This window comes from Streptomyces sp. NPDC093795, from assembly GCF_044764665.1.
Taxonomy (GTDB): Bacteria; Actinomycetota; Actinomycetes; order Streptomycetales; family Streptomycetaceae; genus Streptomyces.
The window spans coordinates 65011-88387 of sequence record NZ_JBIWIO010000010.1 but is presented as its reverse complement, the minus strand read 5'-3'; the positions used below and the strand labels follow the sequence as shown (position 1 = coordinate 88387).

At 71.5% G+C, this 23377-nt stretch carries 23 protein-coding genes; 13 read left to right on the top strand and 10 right to left on the bottom strand.

Annotated elements, in window-relative coordinates:
• Window positions 1-3: 3 nt before the first annotated feature.
• From ACIRB7_RS25550 to ACIRB7_RS25525, 6 genes are all read right to left on the bottom strand, one after another.
• A complete protein-coding gene (locus tag ACIRB7_RS25550; RefSeq protein ID WP_403602897.1) occupies window positions 4-1821 on the bottom strand; it encodes a glycosyltransferase family 2 protein in 1818 nt (605 codons plus the stop codon).
• Between the two features lie 112 nt (window positions 1822-1933).
• Window positions 1934-2614, bottom strand: a complete 681-nt coding sequence (locus ACIRB7_RS25545) for a TetR/AcrR family transcriptional regulator (protein ID WP_403602895.1) — start codon at window positions 2612-2614, stop codon at window positions 1934-1936.
• Window positions 2611-3294 carry a DUF4166 domain-containing protein gene (locus tag ACIRB7_RS25540; protein WP_403602893.1) on the bottom strand — a complete coding sequence of 228 codons (684 nt, stop codon included), beginning with the start codon at window positions 3292-3294 and terminating at the stop codon, window positions 2611-2613. The genes ACIRB7_RS25545 and ACIRB7_RS25540 overlap by 4 nt, the downstream gene beginning before the upstream one ends.
• Window positions 3291-4013, bottom strand: a complete 723-nt coding sequence (locus tag ACIRB7_RS25535) for a hypothetical protein (protein ID WP_403603261.1) — start codon at window positions 4011-4013, stop codon at window positions 3291-3293. The genes ACIRB7_RS25540 and ACIRB7_RS25535 overlap by 4 nt, the downstream gene beginning before the upstream one ends.
• Window positions 4014-4171: 158 nt before the next feature.
• Window positions 4172-4465, bottom strand: a complete 294-nt coding sequence (locus ACIRB7_RS25530) for an MTH1187 family thiamine-binding protein (RefSeq protein WP_056644158.1) — start codon at window positions 4463-4465, stop codon at window positions 4172-4174.
• Complete coding sequence (locus ACIRB7_RS25525) at window positions 4462-4815, bottom strand: DUF3817 domain-containing protein (protein WP_403602890.1); 354 nt, start codon at window positions 4813-4815, stop codon at window positions 4462-4464. The genes ACIRB7_RS25530 and ACIRB7_RS25525 overlap by 4 nt, the downstream gene beginning before the upstream one ends.
• A 120-nt stretch (window positions 4816-4935) precedes the next feature.
• Here ACIRB7_RS25525 and ACIRB7_RS25520 point away from each other — a divergent pair, with 120 nt between their 5' ends.
• The 4 genes from ACIRB7_RS25520 (at window position 4936) to ACIRB7_RS25505 (ending at window position 7569) form a co-directional block, all read left to right on the top strand.
• Window positions 4936-5577: an AIM24 family protein gene (locus ACIRB7_RS25520; RefSeq protein WP_403602888.1), complete on the top strand. Its 642-nt coding sequence runs from the start codon at window positions 4936-4938 to the stop codon at window positions 5575-5577.
• Window positions 5577-6227: an AIM24 family protein gene (locus ACIRB7_RS25515; RefSeq protein WP_351215245.1), complete on the top strand. Its 651-nt coding sequence runs from the start codon at window positions 5577-5579 to the stop codon at window positions 6225-6227. The genes ACIRB7_RS25520 and ACIRB7_RS25515 overlap by 1 nt, the downstream gene beginning before the upstream one ends.
• Window positions 6224-7009 (top strand): AIM24 family protein, encoded by a 786-nt coding sequence (locus tag ACIRB7_RS25510; protein WP_403602886.1) that lies wholly within the window; start codon window positions 6224-6226, stop codon window positions 7007-7009. The genes ACIRB7_RS25515 and ACIRB7_RS25510 overlap by 4 nt, the downstream gene beginning before the upstream one ends.
• 83 nt (window positions 7010-7092) lie before the next feature.
• Entirely contained in the window at window positions 7093-7569 is a 477-nt protein-coding gene (locus ACIRB7_RS25505; protein ID WP_403602884.1) for a MarR family winged helix-turn-helix transcriptional regulator, read from the top strand.
• A 93-nt stretch (window positions 7570-7662) separates the two neighbouring features.
• On the opposite strand, the gene meaB is transcribed toward ACIRB7_RS25505, so the two are convergent.
• Together meaB and ACIRB7_RS25495 are read right to left on the bottom strand one after the other, a co-directional pair.
• On the bottom strand, window positions 7663-8619 hold the full coding sequence (meaB, locus tag ACIRB7_RS25500) for a methylmalonyl Co-A mutase-associated GTPase MeaB (RefSeq protein WP_403602882.1): 957 nt from the start codon (window positions 8617-8619) through the stop codon (window positions 7663-7665).
• A 30-nt stretch (window positions 8620-8649) separates the two neighbouring features.
• Complete coding sequence (locus ACIRB7_RS25495; protein ID WP_403602880.1) at window positions 8650-9873, bottom strand: acetyl-CoA C-acetyltransferase; 1224 nt, start codon at window positions 9871-9873, stop codon at window positions 8650-8652.
• A 137-nt stretch (window positions 9874-10010) separates the two neighbouring features.
• Here ACIRB7_RS25495 and mce point away from each other — a divergent pair, with 137 nt between their 5' ends.
• The 7 genes from mce to ACIRB7_RS25460 all read left to right on the top strand — a co-directional run bounded on the left by mce (window position 10011) and on the right by ACIRB7_RS25460 (window position 20264).
• Window positions 10011-10463, top strand: a complete 453-nt coding sequence (gene mce, locus ACIRB7_RS25490) for a methylmalonyl-CoA epimerase (RefSeq protein ID WP_403602878.1) — start codon at window positions 10011-10013, stop codon at window positions 10461-10463.
• A gap of 184 nt (window positions 10464-10647) precedes the next feature.
• Window positions 10648-15126, top strand: a complete 4479-nt coding sequence (scy, locus tag ACIRB7_RS25485) for a polarized growth protein Scy (RefSeq protein WP_403603259.1) — start codon at window positions 10648-10650, stop codon at window positions 15124-15126.
• A gap of 114 nt (window positions 15127-15240) precedes the next feature.
• Window positions 15241-16176 (top strand): cellulose-binding protein, encoded by a 936-nt coding sequence (locus ACIRB7_RS25480; protein ID WP_351215259.1) that lies wholly within the window; start codon window positions 15241-15243, stop codon window positions 16174-16176.
• 160 nt (window positions 16177-16336) lie between these two features.
• Window positions 16337-17305 carry an ABC transporter ATP-binding protein gene (locus ACIRB7_RS25475; RefSeq protein WP_403602875.1) on the top strand — a complete coding sequence of 323 codons (969 nt, stop codon included), beginning with the start codon at window positions 16337-16339 and terminating at the stop codon, window positions 17303-17305.
• A 3-nt stretch (window positions 17306-17308) separates the two neighbouring features.
• Window positions 17309-18088, top strand: a complete 780-nt coding sequence (locus ACIRB7_RS25470; protein WP_403602873.1) for an ABC transporter permease — start codon at window positions 17309-17311, stop codon at window positions 18086-18088.
• A gap of 155 nt (window positions 18089-18243) precedes the next feature.
• Window positions 18244-19434 carry an ATP-binding cassette domain-containing protein gene (locus tag ACIRB7_RS25465; RefSeq protein ID WP_403602871.1) on the top strand — a complete coding sequence of 397 codons (1191 nt, stop codon included), beginning with the start codon at window positions 18244-18246 and terminating at the stop codon, window positions 19432-19434.
• Window positions 19431-20264, top strand: a complete 834-nt coding sequence (locus ACIRB7_RS25460; protein ID WP_403602869.1) for an ABC transporter permease — start codon at window positions 19431-19433, stop codon at window positions 20262-20264. The genes ACIRB7_RS25465 and ACIRB7_RS25460 overlap by 4 nt, the downstream gene beginning before the upstream one ends.
• Before the next feature lie 14 nt (window positions 20265-20278).
• On the opposite strand, the gene ACIRB7_RS25455 is transcribed toward ACIRB7_RS25460, so the two are convergent.
• A complete protein-coding gene (locus ACIRB7_RS25455; protein WP_403602867.1) occupies window positions 20279-20605 on the bottom strand; it encodes an ATP/GTP-binding protein in 327 nt (108 codons plus the stop codon).
• 198 nt (window positions 20606-20803) lie between these two features.
• Here ACIRB7_RS25455 and ACIRB7_RS25450 point away from each other — a divergent pair, with 198 nt between their 5' ends.
• Window positions 20804-21838: an LLM class flavin-dependent oxidoreductase gene (locus ACIRB7_RS25450; protein ID WP_403602865.1), complete on the top strand. Its 1035-nt coding sequence runs from the start codon at window positions 20804-20806 to the stop codon at window positions 21836-21838.
• 158 nt (window positions 21839-21996) lie between these two features.
• Here ACIRB7_RS25450 and ACIRB7_RS25445 read toward each other — a convergent pair whose 3' ends face one another.
• The gene (locus ACIRB7_RS25445; protein WP_351215273.1) at window positions 21997-22389 is read right to left on the bottom strand and encodes an SCO5389 family protein; all 393 of its coding nucleotides are present in this window, start codon (window positions 22387-22389) and stop codon (window positions 21997-21999) included.
• A gap of 248 nt (window positions 22390-22637) precedes the next feature.
• Here ACIRB7_RS25445 and nucS point away from each other — a divergent pair, with 248 nt between their 5' ends.
• The gene (gene nucS / locus ACIRB7_RS25440; RefSeq protein ID WP_351215276.1) at window positions 22638-23309 is read left to right on the top strand and encodes an endonuclease NucS; all 672 of its coding nucleotides are present in this window, start codon (window positions 22638-22640) and stop codon (window positions 23307-23309) included.
• The last annotated feature ends 68 nt before the right edge of the window (window positions 23310-23377 follow it).

Here is a 23377-nt window from a genome sequence, read left to right as displayed (position 1 = left end):
GGCTCAGTTCCCTCCGGTCGTCGTGGGGGCCGGGGCTGCGGGGGTGGGCGGGAGGGTGGCGGCGGCCCGGACCTCGACCCCTTCGCGGGCGTCGGCGAGACCGCGGGCACGGGCGCGGGCCCGGGCGTGCTCGCGGACGCGCAGGACACGCCGCTCCCGGAAGGTCGTCCAGGCCCAGACGGAGACCGGGGCGAGGGCGATGACGAGGGCGAGGGCGGCCCAGGTGCGCATGGCCGCGTGGGTGTGCCCGTAGTACACGGAGGCGGCGAGCGAGGCGACGAGGACGGCCGCCCAGTAGAGGTGGATGCGGAAGGTGAGGACCCGGTCGGGGCTGGCCGCGCCGCCCTTGGGGGTGACGACGAAGCGGCCGCGGGTGCGGAGGATCGCCGAGCCGAGGGACTTGAGGTAGATCGGGGCGGAGAGCGCGGACATCGCCATGCCGGCGAGGCCGCCGGAGCCCTCGGGCTCGTGGGGGGAGACGTTGTGCCGCCGGTTCCAGAGGTAGAGGCCGATCTGGAGGGCGACGGCGTCGCTGTAGATCATCAGCCACACCGAGGTGGAGACCTGGGTGCCGGAGGCGCCGAACCAGAGGTAGAGGACGCCGCTGAGGATGCCCAGGAGCCAGTTGATGGCCGTCATCGGGTAGTAGACGAGCATCAGGGTGTAGTTCAGGAAGCGCCCCGGCGGGGTACGGAAGGGCGCCTTCCAGTACTGCTTGACGATCGTCTCGTACGTGCCCCGGGACCAGCGCAGCTGCTGGGTGAAGAAGTCCGTCCAGGAGGCGGGGCCCTCGCCGACCGCGAGGACGTCGGGGGTGTAGACGGAGCGCCAGTAGTGGCCGGTGAGCGGGTTCTTCCTGCGGTGCAGTTCGAAGCCGGTGGCCATGTCCTCGGTGATCGAGTCGTACAGGCCGCCGATCTGCTTGAGCGCGGAGATCCGGACGACGTTGTTCGTGCCGACGAACATGGGGGCGTGGTAGCGGTTCCCGGCGCGCTGGATGAGGGCGTGGAAGAGGAACTGCTGGGACTCGGCGGCCTTGGTGACGAGGTTGGTGTAGTTGCCGTAGACCTGCGGTCCGACGACGAAGGCGATGTCCGGGTCGCGGAAGTAGCCGAGCATCCGCTCCAGGAAGTTGGGGAGCGGGACGTGGTCGGTGTCGACGGAGGCGAAGTAGTCGTAGGCGTCGCCGTGCATGGCGATCCAGGCGTTGTAGTTGCCGTGCTTGGTCTTCGCCTTGTGCACGCCCTTCTTGCGGTTCCACTCGGGGACGCCGGCGCGGGTGAAGTGGCGGACGCCCAGTTCGACGCAGAGGGCCTTGGCCTCGTCGGAGTCGCCCTCGTCGAGGAGCCAGACGTCGAGCGTCCCCTCGTGCCGCAGCCTGGTGGCGCCTTCGAGGGTGCCGCGGACCATGGAGAGCGGTTCCTTGCCCGGGACGTACGTGGTGAGGAAGGCGACGCGGGTTCCCGGCTCGGCGTACACGGGTATCGGGTCGCGGGCGACCATGGTGGCGTGGGCGATCGACGTGACGTTCACCAGCATGAAGAAGCAGATGAGCCCGATCGACACGAGCATCACGGTGTCGAGGTGGACGAGCCAGCGGTCGCCGCCCTCGCGGACGGTCCAGTGACTGGGCCAGACGAGGTAGGCGAGGAGCAGCGCCGAGAGGAGCGGCGCGAGGCTCATGAGGAGGACGGCTCGTATTCGGTGCGGCTCCTTCGCGAGCAGGCTTCGGTACCGCACCTTGTAGGCCGCCGGGTCCGGTTCGGTGAGCGGGCCGGCGAGTCGGCTGTAGGTTTCGTAGTCGTAGCCTCCCGGCCGCACGGTGCCTCCAGCTGTCGTCGAACGGGTCGATACCCCAACAAAAGGGGACATCGTTCGGCGTGTCGACTGGAGTCGTCCGAGTGAGGGTTTTTGGCGGGTACGGGCGAGGGGCCTACCGGGTACGGGCTCCCTGGCGCCGAAGCGCGTACGTGACGGCCCTCCGGGCGACCGGGTTCAGCTCCTCGACGGCCGCCATCAGCGCGCCGAGCTGCTCGAGCGCGGCGAAGGCCGCCTCCGCGCCGGCCGGGTCGACCCCCTCGTACAGTTCGAGCCCGACGAACGAGGCGGCGACCGCGCGGGCGAGCCCGGCGGGGTCGGTGAACTCGGCGAGCGGGGTCCCCACGAGGACTCGCGTGAGCACCTGTTCGATCTCGCTGATCCACAGGTCCAGCCCGGCGGCGGTGGCCGGCACGAGCCGGGGATGCGCCCGCGCCCCGGCGAGCAGCTGCCCGAGGAAGTCGACGTGCCCGGCCTCCCGCTCCTCCGCGTGCAGCGCACGCCCGAAGGCGAGCAGCTCACCGAGGCTGCCGACGGAGCGGAGCCGCTCGCGATGGCGGGCGACCCGCAGCTCGGCGCCGTGCCGGCAGGCCGCGGCGAGCAGTTCGTCGACGGAGCCGAAGTGGTAGAAGACCAGGGCCTGGTTGACTCCGGCGGTGGCCGCGATGGCGCGGGCGGAGGCCTTGGCGATGCCCTGCTCGACGAGGGTGCGCAGGGCGCCTTCGAGCAGCTTCTCCCGGGTCTCCTGGCTCCGGGCGTCCCGCTCCTTCACGCCCTCCGCGGTCGTCCCGCTCATGCCCGCACCTCCTCGCGCACCGGGCGCAGCCCCGCGCGCACCCCGCGGGATCGTACGTCAGCGTATGCGGCGGCGAACGACCCCTCGTACCCGAAGAGCGGACCGAAGTACCGGTTCTCCACCCGCACGTTGATACGGAAGCGGCCGGTGCGCTCGTCGAAGGACTCACGCACCTCGGCCCTGCCGCCCAGCAGTTCCGGCACGCGCACGTCCAACGGGCCCTCGCGGAAACGGTGTTCGCCGGAGACGACGAGGAGCGAGCCGTCGGGCTCGGCGGAGAGGTGCAGATCGCTGGCGAGGTGCTGGTGGGTGCCGAGGTAGTCGAGGAGGCAGCCCCGCTCGGGGCTGTGGACCATCGTGGCGTCGAAGCGCCGGGGCCCGCCGGGCAGGTCGAAGGTCCGGACGAAGGTGACGGTCTCGCGTCCGTACGAGTCGGCGTACGGCACGTTCTCGATCACGAAGGGGACGTCCCTGCCGGTCCGGGGCAGCAGGATGTTCCGCAGCCCGCCGACCGCGAGGAACGGCTTCACGAACGCCCGGCCGTGCCAGATCCGGTCCATGACGCCCCGCCCGACGCACAGCTCCCCGCTGGTGAGCCCGACGGAGAAGCGCCGCTGGAGCTCCGGGTGCAGCCGCTCGAAGGCGGTGTCGCCCATGGCAGCACGGAAGATCGAGGTCACGGCTGCTCCAGGGTCGCGAGGAGGCGCGGCTCCCGGGTGCGGGCGGGCGGGGTGCGCAGACAGCGCCGGGCCGCGGGGGTGCGCGACGACGGCGGTACGAGGACGGCGGCGGCGAGCCCGAGGACGGTGAGCGGCACGGCGGCGAGCGACAGCGCGCCGAGCGGCAGGAAGGCCAGGGCGGCCGGCACGGCCACGAGCAGCAGGCGCCCGGCGACCTCGACGAGCCAGCGGTCGCGGGAGCGTTCCGGGGTGATGCCCCGCTCGCACCAGAGCCGCAGCCGGTCGAAGGACCAGGCGGTGGCCCAGCCCATGAGGGGCCGGAAGACGAGCCGGTCGGCGACGCGGCCGAAACGGCCCCAGCGGGGCCGGTAGTCGTAGCCGGTGAGGAAGCGGACGCCGTCCGGGGTGGGGACGTACCGCCAGTAGCCGCTGCCCTCGGCGAGGAGCGAGCGCGGATGCCCGGAGGCGAACCGGAGGGCGGAGACCCGGTCGCCGCCGGCCCGGTGGCGCTCCCCCGCGGAGACACCAGTGCCGGCGACGACCAGGAAGGGCAGGACGCGGGTCGCGTACCGGAAGTGCTGCGGCTCGCCCTCGGCGCGCGGGAGGTGGGCGATCTCCGTGAACCGCAGGTCCCACCGCTGCTGGCGGCCGGGTTCCTGCGTGCGTTCCCAGAGCGTCTCCAGGTCCGCGTGGACCCGTGTCTCGACGTAGAGACCCATGGGGGTGTTCTCCCAGCTCATCCGGCATCTTGAGCGACTGCTCAAAACCGCCTGCGGCTGAAGGTAACCGATTTTGAGCGGTCGCTCAACCATGGGATACGAAGAAGCCCCCGGCCCTGAGGAACAGGACCGGGGGCTTCGACGCGGACTTCGTGGCGTCAGGCGCCGAGGTGGCGCTCCACCGTCTCGACCTTCGAGGTCAGGCCGTCCGTCACACCGGGGCGGATGTCGGCCTTCATGACGACCGAGACGCGCGGCGCACGGGCCTCCACGGCGGCGACGGCACGCTTCACGACGTCCATGACCTCGTCCCACTCGCCCTCGATGGACGTGAACATGGCGTCGGTGCGGTTCGGGAGGCCGGACTCGCGGACGACCCGGACGGCCTCGGCGACGTACTCGCCGACTTCCTCACCCACGCCCAGCGGGGTGACCGAGAACGCGACGATCACGCCTTCACCGCGCCGTCGGAGGCCGCGGCGCGGGCGCGGGAGGCGATGACCGCGGCCTCGGCCTCGCGCTTCAGCTTCCGCTCGGCGTAGAAGCCGCCGAGGGGCAGCACCGAGAGGGCGAAGTAGAGGGCGGCGGTGCCGAAGCTCCACTTGGTGCGGTTCCAGGCGTCGAGCCAGAACAGGACGTAGAGGATGAACAGCACGCCGTGGATCGCACCCATGACCGGCACCGCGTTGAAGTCCGTCGTCCGCTTGAGCACCGAGCAGACCAGCAGGAGCAGGAACGAGACGGCCTCCGGCGCGGAGACGAGCCGGAGCCGGTGGAGGGAGGAAGCGGTCTTGATGTCCACGGAGGGGGTCACCTTCGTTCGATCTTTGAACGGGATCTTGTGAACGGATGCACAAGGGCCCGTCCATTGTGCACGCCGACTTTGCTGTCTCTTTATCCGGGTCCCCAGTACCTTCGACGGGTGGCAGCAACGTTCCGACTCCAAGGCAGCAAAGTGCTCGCCGTCTCCCTGACAGGCGACGCCGTCAAGGCGAAGAACGGCTCGATGGTCGCCTACGACGGCCAGATGGCGTTCAAGAAGATGAGTGGCGGTGGTGAGGGCCTGCGCGGCATGGTGACCCGCCGGCTCACCGGCGAGCAGATGGAGGTGATGGAGGTACGCGGCCAGGGGACCTGCTGGTTCGCCGACCGGGCCTCCGAGATCAACCTCGTCAGCCTGCACGGCGAGAAGCTCTGGGTCGAGGCGAGCAATCTGCTCTGCACCGACGCGGGGCTCCGTACCGGTACGACCTTCACCGGGCTGCGTGGCGGCGCCACCGGCAACGGCCTGTTCACGACCACGGTCGAGGGCACGGGCCAGGCGGCGCTCATGTCCGACGGCCCGGCGGTCGTGCTGCGGGTGACTCCGCAGTACCCGCTCCAGGTCGACCCCGGCGCGTACATCGCGCACCAGGGCAACCTCCAGCAGCACTTCCAGTCCGGTGTGACCTTCCGCACCTTCATGGGCGAGGGCGGCGGCGAGGCCTTCCAGATCCGCTTCGAGGGCGACGGTCTTGTCTACGTCCAGCCCAGCGAGCGGAACACGATCGGGGGCGACGTCTGATGCCGTTCCGCGAGATCAACTCGAAGATGGTCGAGGCGACCGTCATCCCCGGGCAGCGGATGTTCAGCCAGCGCGGCGCGATGCTCGCGTACCGCGGCGACGTCACTTTCACGCCGAACACGGCGGGCGGCCAGGGCGGCCTGATGTCGATGATCGGCCGCCGGGTGGCCGGCGAGGCGACGCCGCTGATGACCGTCGAGGGCAACGGCACGGTGATGTTCGGGCACGGCGGCCACCACATCCAGGTGATCGGCCTGACGGGCGACACCCTGTACGTGGAGGCCGACCGGCTGCTCGCCTTCGACGGCACGCTCGAACAGGGCACGATGTTCATGGGCTCGCAGGGCGGGGTCATGGGCATGGTCCGCGGCCAGGTCACCGGCCAGGGCCTCTTCACCACCACCCTCAAGGGTCACGGCGCGGTGGCCGTCATGGCCCACGGCGGCGTCATCGAGCTGCCGATCACCCCGGGCCGCCCGGTCCACGTGGACCCGCAGGCGTACGTGGCCCACCACGGCGACGTACGGAACAAGCTGTCCACCGCGCTGGGCTGGCGCGACATGGTGGGGCGCGGTTCGGGCGAGGCGTTCCAGCTGGAGCTGAGCGGCAGTGGTGCGGTGTACGTGCAGGCCTCGGAGGAGAAGCTGTGACCGGTCCCGTGATCCACGACCCGACGACCCTGCCGTCGGACGACAACGTGAACCCGTACACCTTCTGCGTGGAGCTCAAGGGCTCCCAGTGGTTCCTGCAGAAGGGCAAGATGATCGCCTACTACGGGCGGATCGAGTTCAACGGCATCGGGCTCGGGCGGCTGGACCGCCTGGTCCGGACGTCCTTCCACTCGCCGCTGCACGCGAGCGACTGGGTGGTGGCCGAGGGCAGCGGGAAGATGCTGCTGGCGGACCGGGCGTTCGACGTGAACTCGTTCGACCTGGACCAGGGCAACCTGACGATCCGTTCGGGGAACCTGCTCGCCTACCAGCCGACGCTGGCCCTGAAGCAGTCGATCGTGCCGGGCTTCGTGACGCTGATCGGTACGGGCAAGTTCGTGGCCGCGTCGAACGGCCCCGTGGTCTTCATGGAGCCGCCGATGCGGGTGGACCCGCAGGCCCTGGTGGGCTGGGCGGACTGCCCTTCGCCGTGTCACCACTACGACCACGGCTACATGACGGGCGTGATGGGCGGCGTACGGGCTCTGACGGGCCTCGGCGGCACCTCGGGCGAGGAGCACCAGTTCGAGTTCGTGGGCGCGGGCACGGTGCTGCTCCAGTCGACGGAGATGCTGATGGCGGACCGTGCGATCGGCGGGCCTCCGGCCCAGGCGGGCGTCCCGGGCGGACACGGAGCGCACGGTTCCGGCCAGGCGTCCCCGGGCTCGGCACCGCGTCTTCCCGGCCAGCTGGGGGACCTCCAGCGTCGCTTCGGTCTGTGAGCGGTAGTCTGCGGAGTGTGACGCACTCGAACGTGCGCTCCCTGATTTCGTCAAGCATTCAACTTCTTAGGTAGAATCCATACATGGAGACCGAGATCGCCACCCCGTGGCTCAGCGACGGCGAGCAGTGCGCCTGGCGCACGTTCCTGGACGTCCAGAGGATGCTGACGTACCAGCTGGAGAGGGATCTCCAGCCCTTCGGCCTGACGATGAACGACTACGAGATCCTGGTGAACCTCTCGGAGTCGGCGGAGCGGCGGCTGCGCATGAGCGATCTGGCCGCGGCCACCCTCCAGTCGAAGAGCCGGCTCTCGCACCAGATCACCCGGATGGAGAACGCCGGGCTCGTCCGGCGTGAGAACTGCGAGTCCGACCGTCGCGGGCTGTACGCCGTCCTCACCGACGACGGCATGGAGACCATGCGCAAGGTCGCCCCGCACCACGTCGAGTCGGTGCGCAGGCACTTCATCGACCAGATCGGCGGAGACGCCCTCGGTGACCTCCACGCGTCCCTGAAGCCGGTCGCCGAGCAGCTGCGCGGACGGCGCGGCAAGCCGTGACCTGACATAGACGCAGACGCGTACGCATACGAGGAAGGGCCTCTCCGGGTGACCGGGGAGGCCCTTCCTCGTGCACCCGTGCGCGGGTGCGACTCAGTTGCCCGTCAGGCTCGCGACCAGTTCGTCGGAGGCCGCGTACGGGTCGAGGCCGCCCGCCACGATTCGTTCCGCGAGCGCGTCGAGGCGCCGGTCGCCGTGCAGGTCGCCGATCTTCTCGCGCAGGGCCGTGACCGCGATGGTCTCGACCTCGCGCGCGGCACGGGTCCTGCGGCGCTCCGCGAGGACCCCGTGCTCCTCCATCCAGGCGCGGTGCTTCTCCAGGGCCTCCACGACCTCGTCGATGCCCTCGCCGCGCGCCGCGACCGTCTTGACGATCGGCGGCCGCCAGTCGCCCGCCCCCCGTGCCTCGCCGAGTCCCAGCATGTGGTTGAGCTCGCGGGCGGTGGCGTCCGCGCCGTCCCGGTCGGCCTTGTTGACCACGTACACGTCGCCGATCTCCAGGATGCCCGCCTTCGCGGCCTGGATCCCGTCGCCCATGCCGGGCGCGAGGAGCACGACCGAGGTGTCGGCCTGGGAGGCGATCTCGACCTCCGACTGTCCGACGCCGACGGTCTCCACGAGGATCACCTCGCAGCCGGCCGCGTCCAGGACGCGGATGGCCTGCGGGGCGGACCAGGCGAGCCCGCCCAGATGGCCGCGGGTCGCCATGGACCGGATGTAGACGCCGGGGTCGGAGGCGTGCTCCGACATCCGGACCCGGTCACCGAGGAGCGCTCCCCCGCTGAACGGCGAGGACGGGTCGACGGCCAGGACGCCGACCCGCTTGCCGGCCCGCCGGTAGGCGGAGACGAGCGCGGACGTCGACGTGGACTTGCCGACGCCCGGGGAACCCGTCAGGCCCACCACGTACGCGCCGCCGGTGAGCGGCGCGAGGGCCGCCATCACCTCGCGCAGCTGCGGGGACGCCCCCTCGACGAGGGAGATGAGCCGGGCCACGGCCCGCGGCCGGCCCTCCCGTGCCTGGGCGACGAGTTCGGGGACGTCCACCATCTGCGCTTGCTCCTTGCCTGAGCCGGGTGCTTACTTGCCGTTGCCGGGGACGCGCACGATCAGCGCGTCGCCCTGGCCGCCGCCGCCGCACAGGGCCGCCGCGCCGATGCCGCCGCCGCGCCGCTTGAGCTCCAGGGCCAGGTGGAGCACCACACGGGCGCCGGACATGCCGATCGGGTGGCCGAGGGCGATGGCGCCGCCGTTGACGTTCACCTTCTCGGGGGTAACGCCGAGGTCCTTCATTGACTGCACGGCGACCGCGGCGAAGGCCTCGTTGATCTCGATCAGGTCGAGGTCCTCGACGCCCAGGCCCTCCTTCTTCAGGGCGTGCCGGATCGCGTTGGACGGCTGCGACTGGAGCGAGTTGTCGGGGCCGGCCACGTTGCCGTGGGCGCCGATCTCGGCGATCCACTCAAGACCCAGCTCCTGGGCCTTGGCCTTGCTCATGACGACGACGGCGGCGGCGCCGTCGGAGATCTGCGAGGAGGTGCCGGCGGTGATCGTCCCGGCCCTGTCAGGGGCACCACCAGGGAAGGCGGGGCGGAGCTTGCCGAGGGACTCGGCGGTGGTCTCGGCGCGGATGCCCTCGTCCTTGGCGAAGACGACCGGGTCGCCCTTGCGCTGCGGGATCTCGACCGGGGTGATCTCGGCCTCGAAGATGCCGTTCTTCTGGGCGGCGGCGGCGCGCTGGTGCGAGAGGGCGGCGATCTCGTCCTGCTCGGGCCGCTTGATGCCCAGGCGGGTGTTGTGCTTCTCGGTGGACTCGCCCATGGCGATGCCCTCCATGGAGTCCGTGAGGCCGTCGTACGCCATGGAGTCGAGCATCTCGATGGCGCCGTACTTGAAGCCCTCACGGGACTTCGGGAGCAGGTGCGGGGCGTTGGTCATCGACTCCTGGCCGCCGGCGACGACGATGTCGAACTCGCCGGCGCGGATGAGCTGGTCGGCGAGGGCGATGGCGTCGAGGCCGGAGAGACACACCTTGTTGATGGTGAGGGCCGGGACGCTCATCGGGATGCCGGCCTTGACGGCGGCCTGGCGGGCGGGGATCTGCCCGGCGCCCGCCTGGAGCACCTGGCCCATGATCACGTACTGGACCTGGTCGCCGCCGATGCCGGCCCGGTCGAGGGCGGCCTTGATGGCGAAGCCGCCGAGCTCCGCGCCCGAGAAGGACTTGAGCGAGCCGAGCAGGCGACCCATGGGCGTGCGGGCGCCCGCGACGATCACTGAGGTGGTACCGGTCGTTCCAGACATGAGGCACGGCCCCTAGGGATGAGGAGTGAACGAGGGTTTACCGCCAATGTACTGAGGGGCGCCGCGCGCGGTCACCGGGCAGCCGGTGTGACGGCGCGCACGTTGCGTAACCACCTTCCCGGCGCTGCACTGGAGGCATGCTGACGCGAATCGACCACATCGGGATCGCCTGTTTCGACCTGGACAAGACTGTCGACTTCTACCGTGCCACGTACGGTTTCGAGGTCTTCCACTCCGAGGTCAACGAGGAGCAGGGCGTCCGCGAGGCCATGCTGAAGATCAACGACACCTCGGACGGCGGAGCCTCGTACCTCCAGCTCCTGGAGCCGACCCGGGAGGACTCCGCGGTGGGCAAGTGGCTCGCCAAGAACGGCGAGGGCGTGCACCACATCGCCTTCGGTACGGCGGATGTCGACGGCGACGCCGAAGCCATCCGCGGCAAGGGCGTCCGGGTCCTCTACGACGAGCCGCGGATCGGCTCCATGGGCTCCCGGATCACCTTCCTCCACCCCAAGGACTGTCACGGCGTGCTCACGGAACTGGTCACCTCGGCCGAGCCGTCTGCTGACCACTCCTCAGCGGAGCACTGACCTCCGGATTCCTGGCCCGGTAGAGTGGGCGACTCCGGGCCGGGGCCGGTCGGGGCCGCTCCGTGCGGCACCGAAGTCGGGATGTCGGGGTCGTCCGATCTGTCACGATCCCCCGGGGGTCCGTCCTCGGCCGTGAGGGCGTGCTCGTTGGAGTGTTGCGACCAGGGGACGGATGGACCGCGCAGTGCGGGGCTACGAACGCCAGGAGAGCCACCGAGCTGAAGACGACCATCTCGCCAGGTTCGAAGCCGAGATGGACCGGCTGAAGACCGAGCGCGAGAAGGCCGTCCAGCACGCCGAGGACCTCGGATACCAGGTCGAGGTCTTGCGCGCCAAGCTCCACGAGGCGCGGCGCACCATCGCGTCCAGGCCCGCGTACGACAGTGCCGACATCGGCTACCAGGCCGAGCAGCTGCTGCGGAACGCGCAGGCGCAGGCCGAGCAGCTGCGCCAGGACGCCGAGCGCGAGCTGCGGGAGGCCAGGGCGCAGACGCAGCGCATCCTCCAGGAGCATGCCGAGCACCAGGCCAGGCTCCAGGCCGAGCTGCACAACGAGGCGGTCCAGCGGCGCCAGCAGCTGGACCAGGAGCTCAACGAGCGCCGGCAGACCGTCGAGGCGCACGTCAACGAGAACGTCGCCTGGGCCGAGCAGCTCCGCGCCCGTACGGAGGCCCAGGCCCGCCGTCTGATGGAGGAGTCCCGCGCGGAGGCCGAGCAGTCGCTCGCCGCCGCCCGGGCCGAGGCCACCCGGCTCGCCGAGGAGACCAGCCGCCGCGTCGGCGCCGACGCCGAGGCGGCCCGTGCCGAGGCCGAAGCGATTCTGCTGCGCGCCCGCAAGGACGCCGAGCGGCTCCTCAGCGCCGCGTCCAGCCAGGCGCAGGAGGCCACGAGCCACGCCGAGCAGCTCCGCTCGACCACCACCGCCGAGACCGACCAGGCCCGCCGGCAGGCCACCGAGCTCTCCCGCGCCGCCGAGCAGCGCATGCAGGAGGCCGAGGAGAAGCTCCGGGTCGCCCGCGCCGAGGCCGAGAAGGCCCTCGCCGAGGCCAAGGACACCGCCGCCCGGCAGCTCGCCTCCGCCGAGTCGGTCAACGAGCAGCGCACCCGTACCGCGAAGACGGAGATCGCCCGGCTCGTCGGCGAGGCCACCAAGGACGCCGAGGCCCTCAAGGCCGAGGCCGAGGAGAAGCTGCGCGAGGCGACCGCCGAGGCGGAGAAGCTCGTCACGGAGGCCTCGGAGAAGGCCCGTACGGCCGCCGCCGAGGACTCGGCCGCCGCGCTCGCCAAGGCCGCGCGCAACGCGGAGGAGATCCTCACCAAGGCGTCCGAGGACGCCCGGGAGACCACCCGCAAGGCGTCCGAGGAGGCCGAGCGGGTCCGCCGCGAGGCCGAGACCGAGGCCGACCGGCTGCGCGCCCAGGCCGAGGAGCAGGCCGACGAACTGCTCGGCTCGGCGAAGGACGACACCAAGGAGTACCGCGCCAAGACGGTCGAGCTCCAGGAGGAGGCGCGCCGGCTGCGCGGCGAGGCCGAGCAGCTGCGCGCCGAGGCCATCGACGAGGGCGAGCGGATCCGCGGCGAGGCACGCCGTGAGGCCGTCCAGCAGATCGAGGAGGCGGCGAGGACCGCCGAGGAGCTCCTCACCAAGGCGCGTACGGACGCCGACGGACTGCGCGCCAAGGCCGGGGCCGAGAGCGAGCGGGTCAAGTCGGAGGCCATGGAGCGCGCCCAGACGCTCCGGACGCAGGCCGAGGAGACCCTGGAGCGCACCCGCGCGGAGGCCGAGCGGCTGCGCGCCGAGGCCGAGGAGCAGGCCGAGTCGGTCAAGGACGCGGCCGAGAAGGCCGCCGCCGGGCTGCGCGCGGACGCCGAGCGGGCCGCGGAGGCGCGCCGCGCGGAGGCCGCGGAGGAGCTGACCCGGCTGCACACCGACGCCGAGGCGAAGGTGGCGGCGGCCGGTCAGGAGCTCACCGACGCGCGCGCCGAGAGCGAGCGGATCCGCCGCGAGACCGCCGAGGAGACGGAGCGGCTGCGGACCGAGGCCGCCGAGCGGATCCGTACCCTCCAGGAGCAGGCCGAGCAGGAGGCCGAGCGGCTGCGCGGCGAGGCCGCTTCGGACGCTTCCACCACGCGTACGGAGGCCGAGAGCGCCGCGGTGCGGCTCCGCTCGGAGGCCGCCGAGGAGGCCGAGCGGCTGCGGTCGGAGGCCCAGGAGACCGCCGACCGGGTACGGGCCGAGGCAGCGGCGGCCGCCGAGCGGGTCGCGGCCGAGGCCGCGGAGGCGCTCGCCGCCGCGCAGGAGGAGGCCGTACGGCGCCGCCGGGAGGCCGAGTCGACGCTCGAGTCGGCCCGTTCCGAGGCCGGCCGGGAGCGTGAGCACGCCCGCGAGCAGTCGGAGGAGCTGCTCGCCGCCGCCCGCAAGCGGGTCGAGGACGCGCAGGTCGAGGCGCAGCGCCTGGTCGAGGAGGCGGACACGCGGGCGACCGAGATGGTCACCGCGGCCGAGCACACCGCCCAGGAGGTACGGGACTCGGTGGCGGGTCTGCGCGAGCAGGCCGAGGAGGAGATCGCCGGGCTGCGCAGCGCCGCCGAGCACGCGGCGGAGCGGACGCGTTCCGAGGCGCAGGAGGAGGCGGACCGGGTCCGCGCCGACGCGCACGAGGAGCGGGAGCGGGCGACCGAGGACGCCGGCCGTGTCCGGGCGCGCGCCCAGGAGGAGACGGAGGCCGCGAAGGCGCTGGCCGAGCGGACGGTCACGGACGCGATCGCCGAGGCGGAGAAGCTGCGGACGGACACCGCGGAGTACGCGCAGCGGGTACGGACCGAGGCGACGGATTCGCTCGCCTCGGCCGAGCAGGACGCGGCCCGTACCCGGGCGGACGCCCGGGAGGACGCGAACCGGATCCGTTCGGAGGCCGCCGAGCGTGCCGAGTCGCTGGTCGGTGAGGCGCGCGCGGAGGCGGACCGGATCTCCGCCGAGGCGGAGCAGGTCCTGGACGAGGCCCGTAAGGCCGCGGACAAGCGGCGCTCGGACGCCGCCGAGCAGGCCGACGCGCTCCTCGCGAAGGCGACGAGCGAGGCCGAGCGGCTCACCGCCGAGGCGGTCGAGCTCGTGGAGACCGCCGAGCAGGACGCCCGGCGGCTGCGTGCCGAGGCCGAGCAGGTCAAGGCCGAGGGGGAGGCGCACGCGGAGGCGCTGCGGACGGCGGCGATCGCGGACGGCGAGCAGGTCCTCGACGAGGCCCGCAAGGCCGCCGACAAGCGCCGCTCGGACGCCGCCGAACAGGCCGACGCGCTCCTCGCCAAGGCCACCAGCGAGGCCGAGCGCCTCGCCCGTGAGACGAACGCGGAGGCGGAGCGGCTCACCGCCGAGGCGGTCGAGCTCATGGAGACCACCGAGCAGGACGCCCGGCGGCTCCGTACCGAGGCCGAACAGGTCAAGATCGACGGGGAGGCGCACGCCCAGGCCCTGCGGGCCGCGGCACTCGCGGACGGCGAGCAGGTCCTCGACGAGGCCCGCAAGGCCGCCGACAAGCGCCGCTCGGACGCCGCCGAACAGGCCGACGCGCTCCTCGCCAAGGCCACCAGCGAGGCCGAGCGCCTCACCCGTGAGGCGAACGCCGAGGCGGAGCGGGTCACGCGTGAGGCGAACGCCGAGGCGGAGCGGGTCACCCGTGAGGCGGGCGAGCTCGCCGACGCGGTCACGGCGGACGCGCGCGCCGAGGCGGAGTCGACGGTGGGTTCCGCGCAGCGGGACGCCGAGCGGATCCGTGCCGAGTCGGAGCGGCTGAAGGCGAACGCCGAGGCGGCGGCCGAGCAGATGCGGTCGGAGGCCCGCGAGGAGGCGGACCGCACCCTCGACGAGGCGCGGGAGGCCGGGGCCCGGAAGCGTTCGGACGCGGCCGAGCAGGCGGACCAACTCATGGCCAAGGCCCAGGAGGAGGCGCTGCGCGCCACCACCGAGGCCGAGACGCAGGCGGACACGATGGTCGGCGCGGCCCGCAAGGAGGCCGAGCGGATCGTCGCCGAGGCCACCGTCGAGGGCAACTCGCTGGTGGAGAAGGCCCGTACGGACGCGGACGAGCTCCTGGTCGGGGCGCGCGGCGACGCGACGGCCATAAGGGACCGGGCCGAGGAGCTGCGGAGCCGGATCGAGGGCGAGATCGAGGAGCTGCACGAGCGGGCGCGCCGTGAGAACGCCGAGCAGATGAAGACGGCGGGCGAGCGGGTCGACAAGCTGGTGACGGCCGCGACGGAGCAGCGCGCCGAGGCCGAGGAGAAGGCGAAGGAGCTGGTCTCCGAGGCGAGTTCGGAGGCGAGCAAGGTCCGTATCGCCGCGGTCCGCAAGGCGGAGGCGCTCCTCAAGGAGGCCGAGCAGAAGAAGGCCTCGCTCGTCGCGGAGGCCGAGGGCATCAAGGCGGAGGCCGAGCGGATCAGGGCCGAGGCGCAGGCCGAGGCCGAGAAGACGATCGAGGAGGGCCAGCGCGAACTGGAGGTGCTCGTGCGCCGTCGCAAGGACATCAATGCCGAGATCTCCCGTGTCCAGGACGTCCTGGAGGCGTTGGAGTCTTTCGAGACTCCTTCTGCGGGTACGAAGTCCACCGCGGCGGCGGGCGCTTCAGCGGGGTCCACTCGTTCGGGTGGCAAGTCCCAGGACGGCTAGCCACTCAAAAGGCTGGACATTCTCCAGATCAAACGGGCATACGCTCGATGACACGCCGCTTCGGCCCCTAGGATTCCCTCTAACACCTCACCGGTCTCATTCGACAGGAAACCCATGAGCGACACATCCTCCCCCTTCGGCTTCGAGCTCGTGCGGCGCGGTTACGACCGCGGTCAGGTGGACGACCGCATTACCAAGCTCGTTTCCGACCGTGACAGTGCTCTGTCCCGCATCACCTCTCTGGAGAAGCGGATCGAGGAGCTCCACCTCGAGACGCAGAACGCGCAGGCGCAGGTCACCGACGCCGAGCCGTCGTACGCGGGGCTCGGCGCCCGGGTCGAGAAGATCCTCCGGCTCGCCGAGGAGGAGGCGAAGGACCTGCGTGAGGAGGCCCGTCGCGCCGCCGAGCAGCACCGCGAGCTGGCCGAGTCGGCGGCCCAGCAGGTGCGCAACGACGCGGAGTCGTTCTCGGCCGAGCGCAAGTCGAAGGCCGAGGACGAGGGCGTCCGGATCGTCGAGAAGGCGCAGGGCGAGGCCAACTCGCTGCGTGCCGAGGCGCAGAAGGACGCGCAGTCGAAGCGCGAGGAGGCGGACGCCCTCTTCGAGGAGACCCGCGCCAAGGCCGCCCAGGCCGCCGCGGACTTCGAGACGAACCTGGCGAAGCGTCGCGAGCAGTCGGAGCGCGACCTGGCCTCGCGTCAGGCGAAGGCCGAGAAGCGCCTCGCGGAGATCGAGCACCGCGCCGAGCAGCTCCGCCTTGAGGCCGAGAAGCTGCGTACGGACGCGGAGCGCCGGGCCCGTCAGACGGTCGAGACCGCGCAGCGCCAGGCCGAGGACATCGTGGCCGACGCGAACGCGAAGGCCGACCGGATCCGCAGCGAGTCGGAGCGCGAGCTGGCGGCCCTGACGAACCGCCGGGACTCGATCAACGCGCAGCTGACCAACGTCCGCGAGATGCTGGCGACGCTGACCGGTGCCGCGGTGGCGGCGGCCGGCTCCCCGATCGACGACGAGCGCGCGGCCGGCGTCCCGGCCCAGCAGTCCCGCTGACGCACGCCCGGCAGCTGACGCGCACCGGGTGGCAGACGCACACCTGGTGGCGGTCGCAGCCCCGGTAGCAGATGCACATCTGGTAACAACTGCGTAGCGTTGCCCGAACCCCCCGTCATTCCGGTGGCGGGGGGTTTTGCGCGCCCGTAGGTTGGGACACATGATCGAGCTTGAGGGCCTGACCAAGCGTTACGGGGCGAAGACCGCGGTCGACCATCTCTCCTTCCAGGTGCGTCCTGGGGTGATCACCGGCTTCCTCGGGCCGAACGGGGCGGGCAAGTCGACGACGATGCGGATGATGCTGGATCTGGACAACCCGACGAGCGGGACGGTCCGGATCGACGGCAAGCACTACCGGGAGCTGGCGGAGCCGCTGAAGTACATCGGGGCGCTGCTCGACGCCAAGGCGATGAACGGCGGCCGCTCGGCGTACAACAACCTGCTGTGTCTCGCGCAGGCGAACCGCATCCCGGAGCGCCGGGTGGGCGAGGTGCTCGACCTGGTGGGTCTGACGCCGGTCGCGCGGAAGAAGTCGAAGGGTTTCTCGCTCGGCATGGGGCAGCGGCTCGGGATCGCGTCCGCGCTGCTCGGTGATCCCGAGATCCTGATGTTCGACGAACCCGTCAACGGCCTGGATCCCGAGGGAATTCACTGGATCCGCAATCTGATGAAGGCGTTGGCGGCCGAGGGCCGGACGATCTTCGTTTCCAGCCATCTGATGAGTGAAATGGCGCTGACGGCCGATCATCTGATCGTGATCGGGCAGGGAAAGCTGCTGGCCGACACGTCGATGGCGGATTTCATCCAGCAGAATTCCCGGAGTTACGCGCGGCTGCGTTCGCCGCAGCAGGAGCGGCTCAAGGACGTGCTGCACGCCCACGGGTTCGTCGCGGTCGAGGCGGGCAACGGCACCCTTGAGGTGGACGGGGCGACGACCGAGAAGCTGGGCGAACTGGCTGCGGAGAACGGTCTCGTCCTGCACGAGCTGAGCCCGCAGCGCGCCTCGCTCGAAGAGGCCTTCATGCAGATGACGGCCGGTGCGGTGGAGTACCACGCGCACGGCACGGACGTACACGGTGGCGCTCCGGCGCCCGGCCCCCAGTGGGGCACGACCACCAAGGGAGCCTGAACGATGGCAGCGGCATCCGCGGTCCTGCAGTCCGAGTGGACCAAGATCCGGACGGTGTCGTCGACCGTCTGGACGCTGGCGAGCGCCTTCCTCGTCACGGTGGCGATGGGCGCGGGGCTGAGCGCGTTGGTGCGTTCCACCTTCGACCAGCTGAGCGAGGCCGAGCGGCTCACCTTCGACCCGACCCTGATCAGCTTCTCCGGGATGATCCTGGGGCAGCTGGCGATGGTGGTCTTCGGTGTCCTGGTGGTGGGGTCGGAGTACTCCACGGGCATGATCCGCACCTCGCTCGCCGCCGTGCCGCAGCGGGCGACGTTCCTCTTCTCGAAGATCGCGGTGGGGGGAGCCCTCGCCCTCCTGGTGGGGCTCGCGACGAGCTTCGTCACCTTCTTCCTGGGGCAGGCGCTGCTGGGTGAGTACCGGGCGTCGATCAGCGACGACAACGTGCTGCGCGCGGTGTTCGGCGCCGGGCTCTACATGGGTCTGATCGCCCTGTTCTCCATGGGTGTGACGGCGATGCTGCGCTCGCTGGTGCTGTCGCTCGGCATCCTGGTGCCGTTCCTCCTCTTCGTCTCGAGCATTCTCGCGGCGGTGCCGAAGGCCAAGGAGGTGGCCCAGTTCTTCCCGGACCAGGCCGGCGCGAAGATCATGCAGGTCGTCCCGGACGCCCTGAACTCGGAGGAGGCTCCGTACGGCCCGTGGGGCGGGCTCGGGATCATGGTGCTCTGGGTGGTGGCCGCGCTGCTCGGCGGCTATCTGGTCCTGAAGAAGCGTGACGCCTGACCCGTAGGGGGCGGCCAGGGGTTCCCCCGGAGGTTCTCGTCCGTTTCACCGGAACCGTCAATGGCTCGATAAGCTCCTAGCTCATACGGGGGGCTCCGGCCGACGGCCGCCACGCCCCGACATGGATGCGACCGACCTGTCGATGGGGCTGGACAATGATCGAGGCAGTCGGCCTGACGAAGCGCTACGGCGCCAAGACGGCCGTGTACAACCTTTCCTTCCAGGTGAGGCCCGGTGTGGTCACCGGCTTCCTGGGGCCCAACGGGTCCGGCAAGTCGACCACGATGCGGATGATCCTGGGCCTCGACCAGCCCACCGCGGGGCATGTCACGATCGGCGGCCACCCCTTCCGGCAGCTGCCGAACGCGCCCCGGCAGGTCGGCGCGCTCCTCGACGCCAAGGCCGTGCACGGCGGGCGGAGCGCGCGCACCCATCTGCTGTCGCTGGCGCAGCTCGCCGGCATTCCCGCGCAGCGCGTCGACGAGGTCCTGGGCGTGGTCGGTCTGCAGGACGTGGCCAAGCGGCGCTCCAAGGGTTTCTCGCTCGGCATGGGCCAGCGGCTCGGCATCGCGGCGGCGCTCCTCGGCGACCCGCAGGTGCTGCTCTTCGACGAGCCGGTCAACGGTCTGGACCCCGAGGGCATCCTCTGGGTCCGGAACCTGATGAAGAAGCTGGCCGCCGAGGGCCGGACGGTCTTCGTCTCCAGTCACCTCATGAGCGAGATGGCCCTGACGGCCGACCATCTGATCGTGATCGGCCGGGGGCAGCTGCTCGCGGACATGAGCGTCACGGACTTCATCTCGGCGAACTCCGCCGACTTCGCGCGGGTACGGACCGCCGGGTCCGATCCGGGCCGGCGGGAGAAGCTGACGGCGGCGCTGATGGAGGCCGGCGGCCAGGTGCTTTCCGAGCCGGACGGCGCCCTGCGGGTGACGGGCCTGCCCCTGCCCAGGATCAGCGACGTCGCGCACGGCGCGGACGTACAGCTCTGGGAGCTGTCCCCGCACCAGGCCTCCCTCGAAGAGGCGTACATGCGGCTGACGCAGGGCGCCGTGGACTACCGCTCCACCGACGACCGGCTCGCGCACCTCCAGCCGCCGCTCCAGCCCGGGCAGCCGGGGTACGGGATGCCGCCGCAGCCGGTGGTCCAGGAAGCGCCGCAGCAGGGCTGGTACGCCCCGCCGCCGCCCGGACAGAACCCGTACGCCGGGGCTCCCGGCCAGGCTCCCGCGCCGGGCCCGTACGCCGGGGCTCCCGGGCAGCCGCCCGTGCCGGGCCCGTACGCCCCTCCGGCCTCGCAGCCGGGCACCCCTCAGCCGAGCGACACCCCCAAGGACGCCCGATGACCGCCCCCGCCCCGCACCACGCCCCGGCGCCGCACTCCTACGTCTCCCCCATCCCGGTCCGCAGGGCGCATCTCGGTGACGCCCTCGCCTCCGAGTGGACGAAGATCCGCTCGGTGCGTTCGACGCTGTGGACGCTCGGCGTCATGGTCCTGCTGATGCTCGTCATCGGCCTGGGGGTGGCGGCGATCGCCTCGGCCTCCGAGGCCCCGATGGGCGACGAGTCCGCGCTCGGCTTCGGTTTCTTCGGGATGCTGCCCGCCTCGATCTGTGTGATCACGCTCGGGGTGCTCACGATCGCGTCCGAGTACGGCACGGGCATGATCCGTACGACCCTGACGGCCTGCCCGAGCCGGGCCCGGGTGCTCATGGCGAAGGCGATCGTCTTCTTCCTGCTGGTCTTCTCGGTGACCGTGGTCGTCGCGGCGATCGTGGGCGCGGGGCAGGTCGCCCTCGTCGACGGCAGGGACCCGACGGCGGCCGAGTGGCTGCGGGCGACGGTCGGAGCGGCCGGCTACCTGGCGATGCTCGGACTGCTGTCGCTGGCGCTCGGCACGCTGATCCGCCACTCGGCGGGCGCGATCACGGTGATGATCGGTGTGCTGCTGCTGCCGCTGGTGGCGGCCATGTTCATGTTCTCCGAGGCCCTGCGGTCCGTGCAGGAGTGGCTCTTCACCCATGCCATCCCCTCGCAGATGATCGCGCTGTACGCGGCGCGGCCGCCGTTCGGCGCCGAGGGCCCGGCGGGCTGGGAGCCGCTGCTGATCATGACGGGGGTGGCGGGGGTCGCCCTCGCCGGCGCGTTCGCCGTGCTGAACAACCGGGACGTGTGAGAGGAGCCGGAGGCTCAGTACTTCGGCGCGTTACGGGACCGCTGCACCCTGCTGGTGCGGCGGTCCTTCGCGTTCCAGCAGGCCTTGTGCCAGTGGCGCCGGTCGTCGACTCCCCCGTACTCCGGCCAGGCGACCACGTGCGGGGCGCCGCCGGGGATCTCCTGGTCGCAGCCGGGGCAGCGGTAGCGCTTGCCGGGCCCGCTCGCCCCGGCGACGAGGCTGACGTACCACTCCTCGCCCTGCCAGGATTCGGTGCGCTGCACACCGCCGTACCGGTCGCCGGGGTCGCCCTGCTCGGTGGGCTTCACGCCGCCTCGGGAGCGGTTGTGGCGCGGGGACACGGGCACACCTCACGGGGTCTGGGAACACGGACCGTTCCCTCAAGCCTACGGGCCGCGACGCGGTGCCCCGGGCCCCGTCCGACAGGGCTTAGCCGAAAATCGCAAGAACTTCATGAACGGCCGTTGCCTATGGCACGTGTCAGACGTTGTTGCCAGTGCGAGGGGAGTTACGCGTCGGCCGCAAGGAGGCAGAAGGCGATGCGCGTGGGTACGTTCGTTCTGGCCGCCCAGTTCCCGGGCCAGGGGCAGGGTGAGGCCCTGCACCGGGCGGTGCGGACCGCGGAGGTGGCCGAGGAGGCGGGCCTCGACTCGGTCTGGCTGGCCGAGCACCACTTCGTGCCGTACGGGGTCTGCCCGTCGGCCGTGACGCTGGCCGCGCTGCTCCTCGGCCGCACACGGCGGCTGCGGGTGGGCACGGCGGTGAGTGTCCTGCCGACCGTCCACCCGGTCGCCCTGGGCGAGCAGGCGGCGCTGCTGCACCTCACCTCGGGCGGCCGGTTCACCCTGGGGGTGGGCCGGGGCGGTCCCTGGGTCGACCTCGAGGTGTTCGGCGCGGGACTCGACGCGTACGAGAGCGGCTTCCCCGAATCGCTCGACCTGCTGCTGCGCTGGCTCACCGAGCCGCGCGTCGGCGCCGGGGGAGAACGATTCGCCTTCCGTGAGGTGCTGGTGGTGCCCCGCCCCGGCGAACTGATCGGCGGGGCCGCGTCCCCCGAGGTGGTGGTGGCCTGCACGTCGCCGAAGAGCGTGCGGCTCGCCGCCGAGCGGGGACTGCCGATGCTGCTCGGGATGCACTGCGGCGACGCGGACAAGGCCGAGATGGTCGCGGCCTGGGCGCGCTTCGCGCGGGAGGCCGGCCGGGACCCGGACGAGATCGCGCGGATCGGGTCCTGCCATGTCTCGGCGGGGGTCGCCCAGCTCGCCGACCGGGGGGCGGACGCGGCGGAGGCGCTGGTGAAGGCGATGCCGGGCTGGCTGAAGCAGGGCCTCGACGCGCATGTGACGGTCGACGGCCGAGAGCGCGCGATGCGGGACCCCGTGGCGTACACGGAGCTGCTGTGCGGGCTGCACCCGGTGGGCACGCCCCGGCGCGCGGCGGACCGGCTCGCGGCGACCTCGGAGCGTACGGGCATCACGCGCTTCGCCCTGCTCGCCGAGGGCTCGGGCGACCTCGCGGCGACCGAGGAGAACGTCCGGAGGCTCGGCGCGGAGGTCCTGCCGCTCCTCGTGTGACGCGTGCGACGCGTGCGACGCGTGCGAACCGTGTGAGTCGTGTGACTCGCACGAACCGTGTTCGGGACTGTGCCGCCGCTCCGGCATCTGTCCGTGGTCGACGCGTGTCGGCACGCGTCGGCCACGTCTCCCGCGACGCGGAGCGGCAGCACCATGTCTCAGCAGTCGCGCATTTCCGGCGACTGGTTCAGCAGCTGCCCCCGTACGGACGTGAAGCGGGCGAGCCGCTCGTCCACGGACGGGTCCAGCGGGAACACCGCCACCCGGTGGCAGTTCTGGAAGGCGAGACGCACCCCGAAATGCCGCTGCAGCGCACCACGAATGGCGTCGCTCGCGAGCGCGCGCAGCAGCTGACCACGTGCCTGCTCATTCGGCGGCGGCGTCTGGTTGTCGGCGAACTCTCCGCCGTCGACCTTCAGCTGAGCCACCAGAGAACTGATCATCTCCCATGCGAAGGGCAGGGAGGTCCGGACGCAGTCGACGAAGTCGGCTTCGTCGACCTCGCCTCGCTCGGCCTGTTCCAACAGTGCCGGTGAGACGTCGAGCGACATGGGTTCTCCTCTCGCGACCCCGCGTACGGGGTCTTGCGGGCAGGGCGAAAGCCGGTCGGCCGCCACGCAGCGTGCACGGACGACGACCTCCAGCTTCCACGGTAAGCGCGCAGTCCTGACCGCACCAGGAGCTTGGGAACACAACCGGCTGATAACCGACGGGTGTTCGGCTCAGGATCATGCCCCGGCGGTACCCGGCCCATGCCCGAATCGCGCGGAAGAGCGCCCGTCTTGTAGCGTTGCCGACCATGCGTCTCGTCATTGCCCGTTGCTCCGTGGACTACGCGGGCCGGCTCACGGCCCACCTGCCCTCCGCACCCCGTCTGATCCTGATCAAGGCAGACGGCAGCGTCTCCATCCACGCGGACGACCGGGCGTACAAACCGCTCAACTGGATGTCCCCGCCGTGCACCCTGAAGGAGGGTGCCGACGGCGATGCCGGCGTCTGGACGGTGATCAACAAAGCGGGCGAGAAACTGATCATCACGATGGAGGAGATCCTCCACGACTCCTCGCACGAACTGGGTGTGGACCCCGGTCTCATCAAGGACGGCGTCGAGGCGCACCTCCAGGAACTTCTCGCCGACCGCATCGAGACGCTCGGCGAGGGATACACCCTGATCCGCCGCGAGTACCCGACGGCGATCGGCCCGGTGGACATCCTGTGCCGCGACTCGGACGGCGCGACGGTCGCGGTCGAGATCAAGCGGCGCGGTGAGATCGACGGCGTCGAGCAGCTGACCCGCTACCTGGAGCTGCTCAACCGCGACCCGCACCTGGCGCCGGTGAAGGGCGTCTTCGCCGCGCAGGAGATCAAGCCGCAGGCGCGGGTGCTCGCGACGGACCGCGGGATCGGCTGCGTGGTCCTGGACTACAACGCGATGCGCGGGATCGAGGACGACAAGCTGAGGCTGTTCTAGCGGCGGCGAGGACGGCGGTACGGGGACGGCCCCGGGTGCGGTGAGCGCACCCGGGGCCGTTGCCGTTC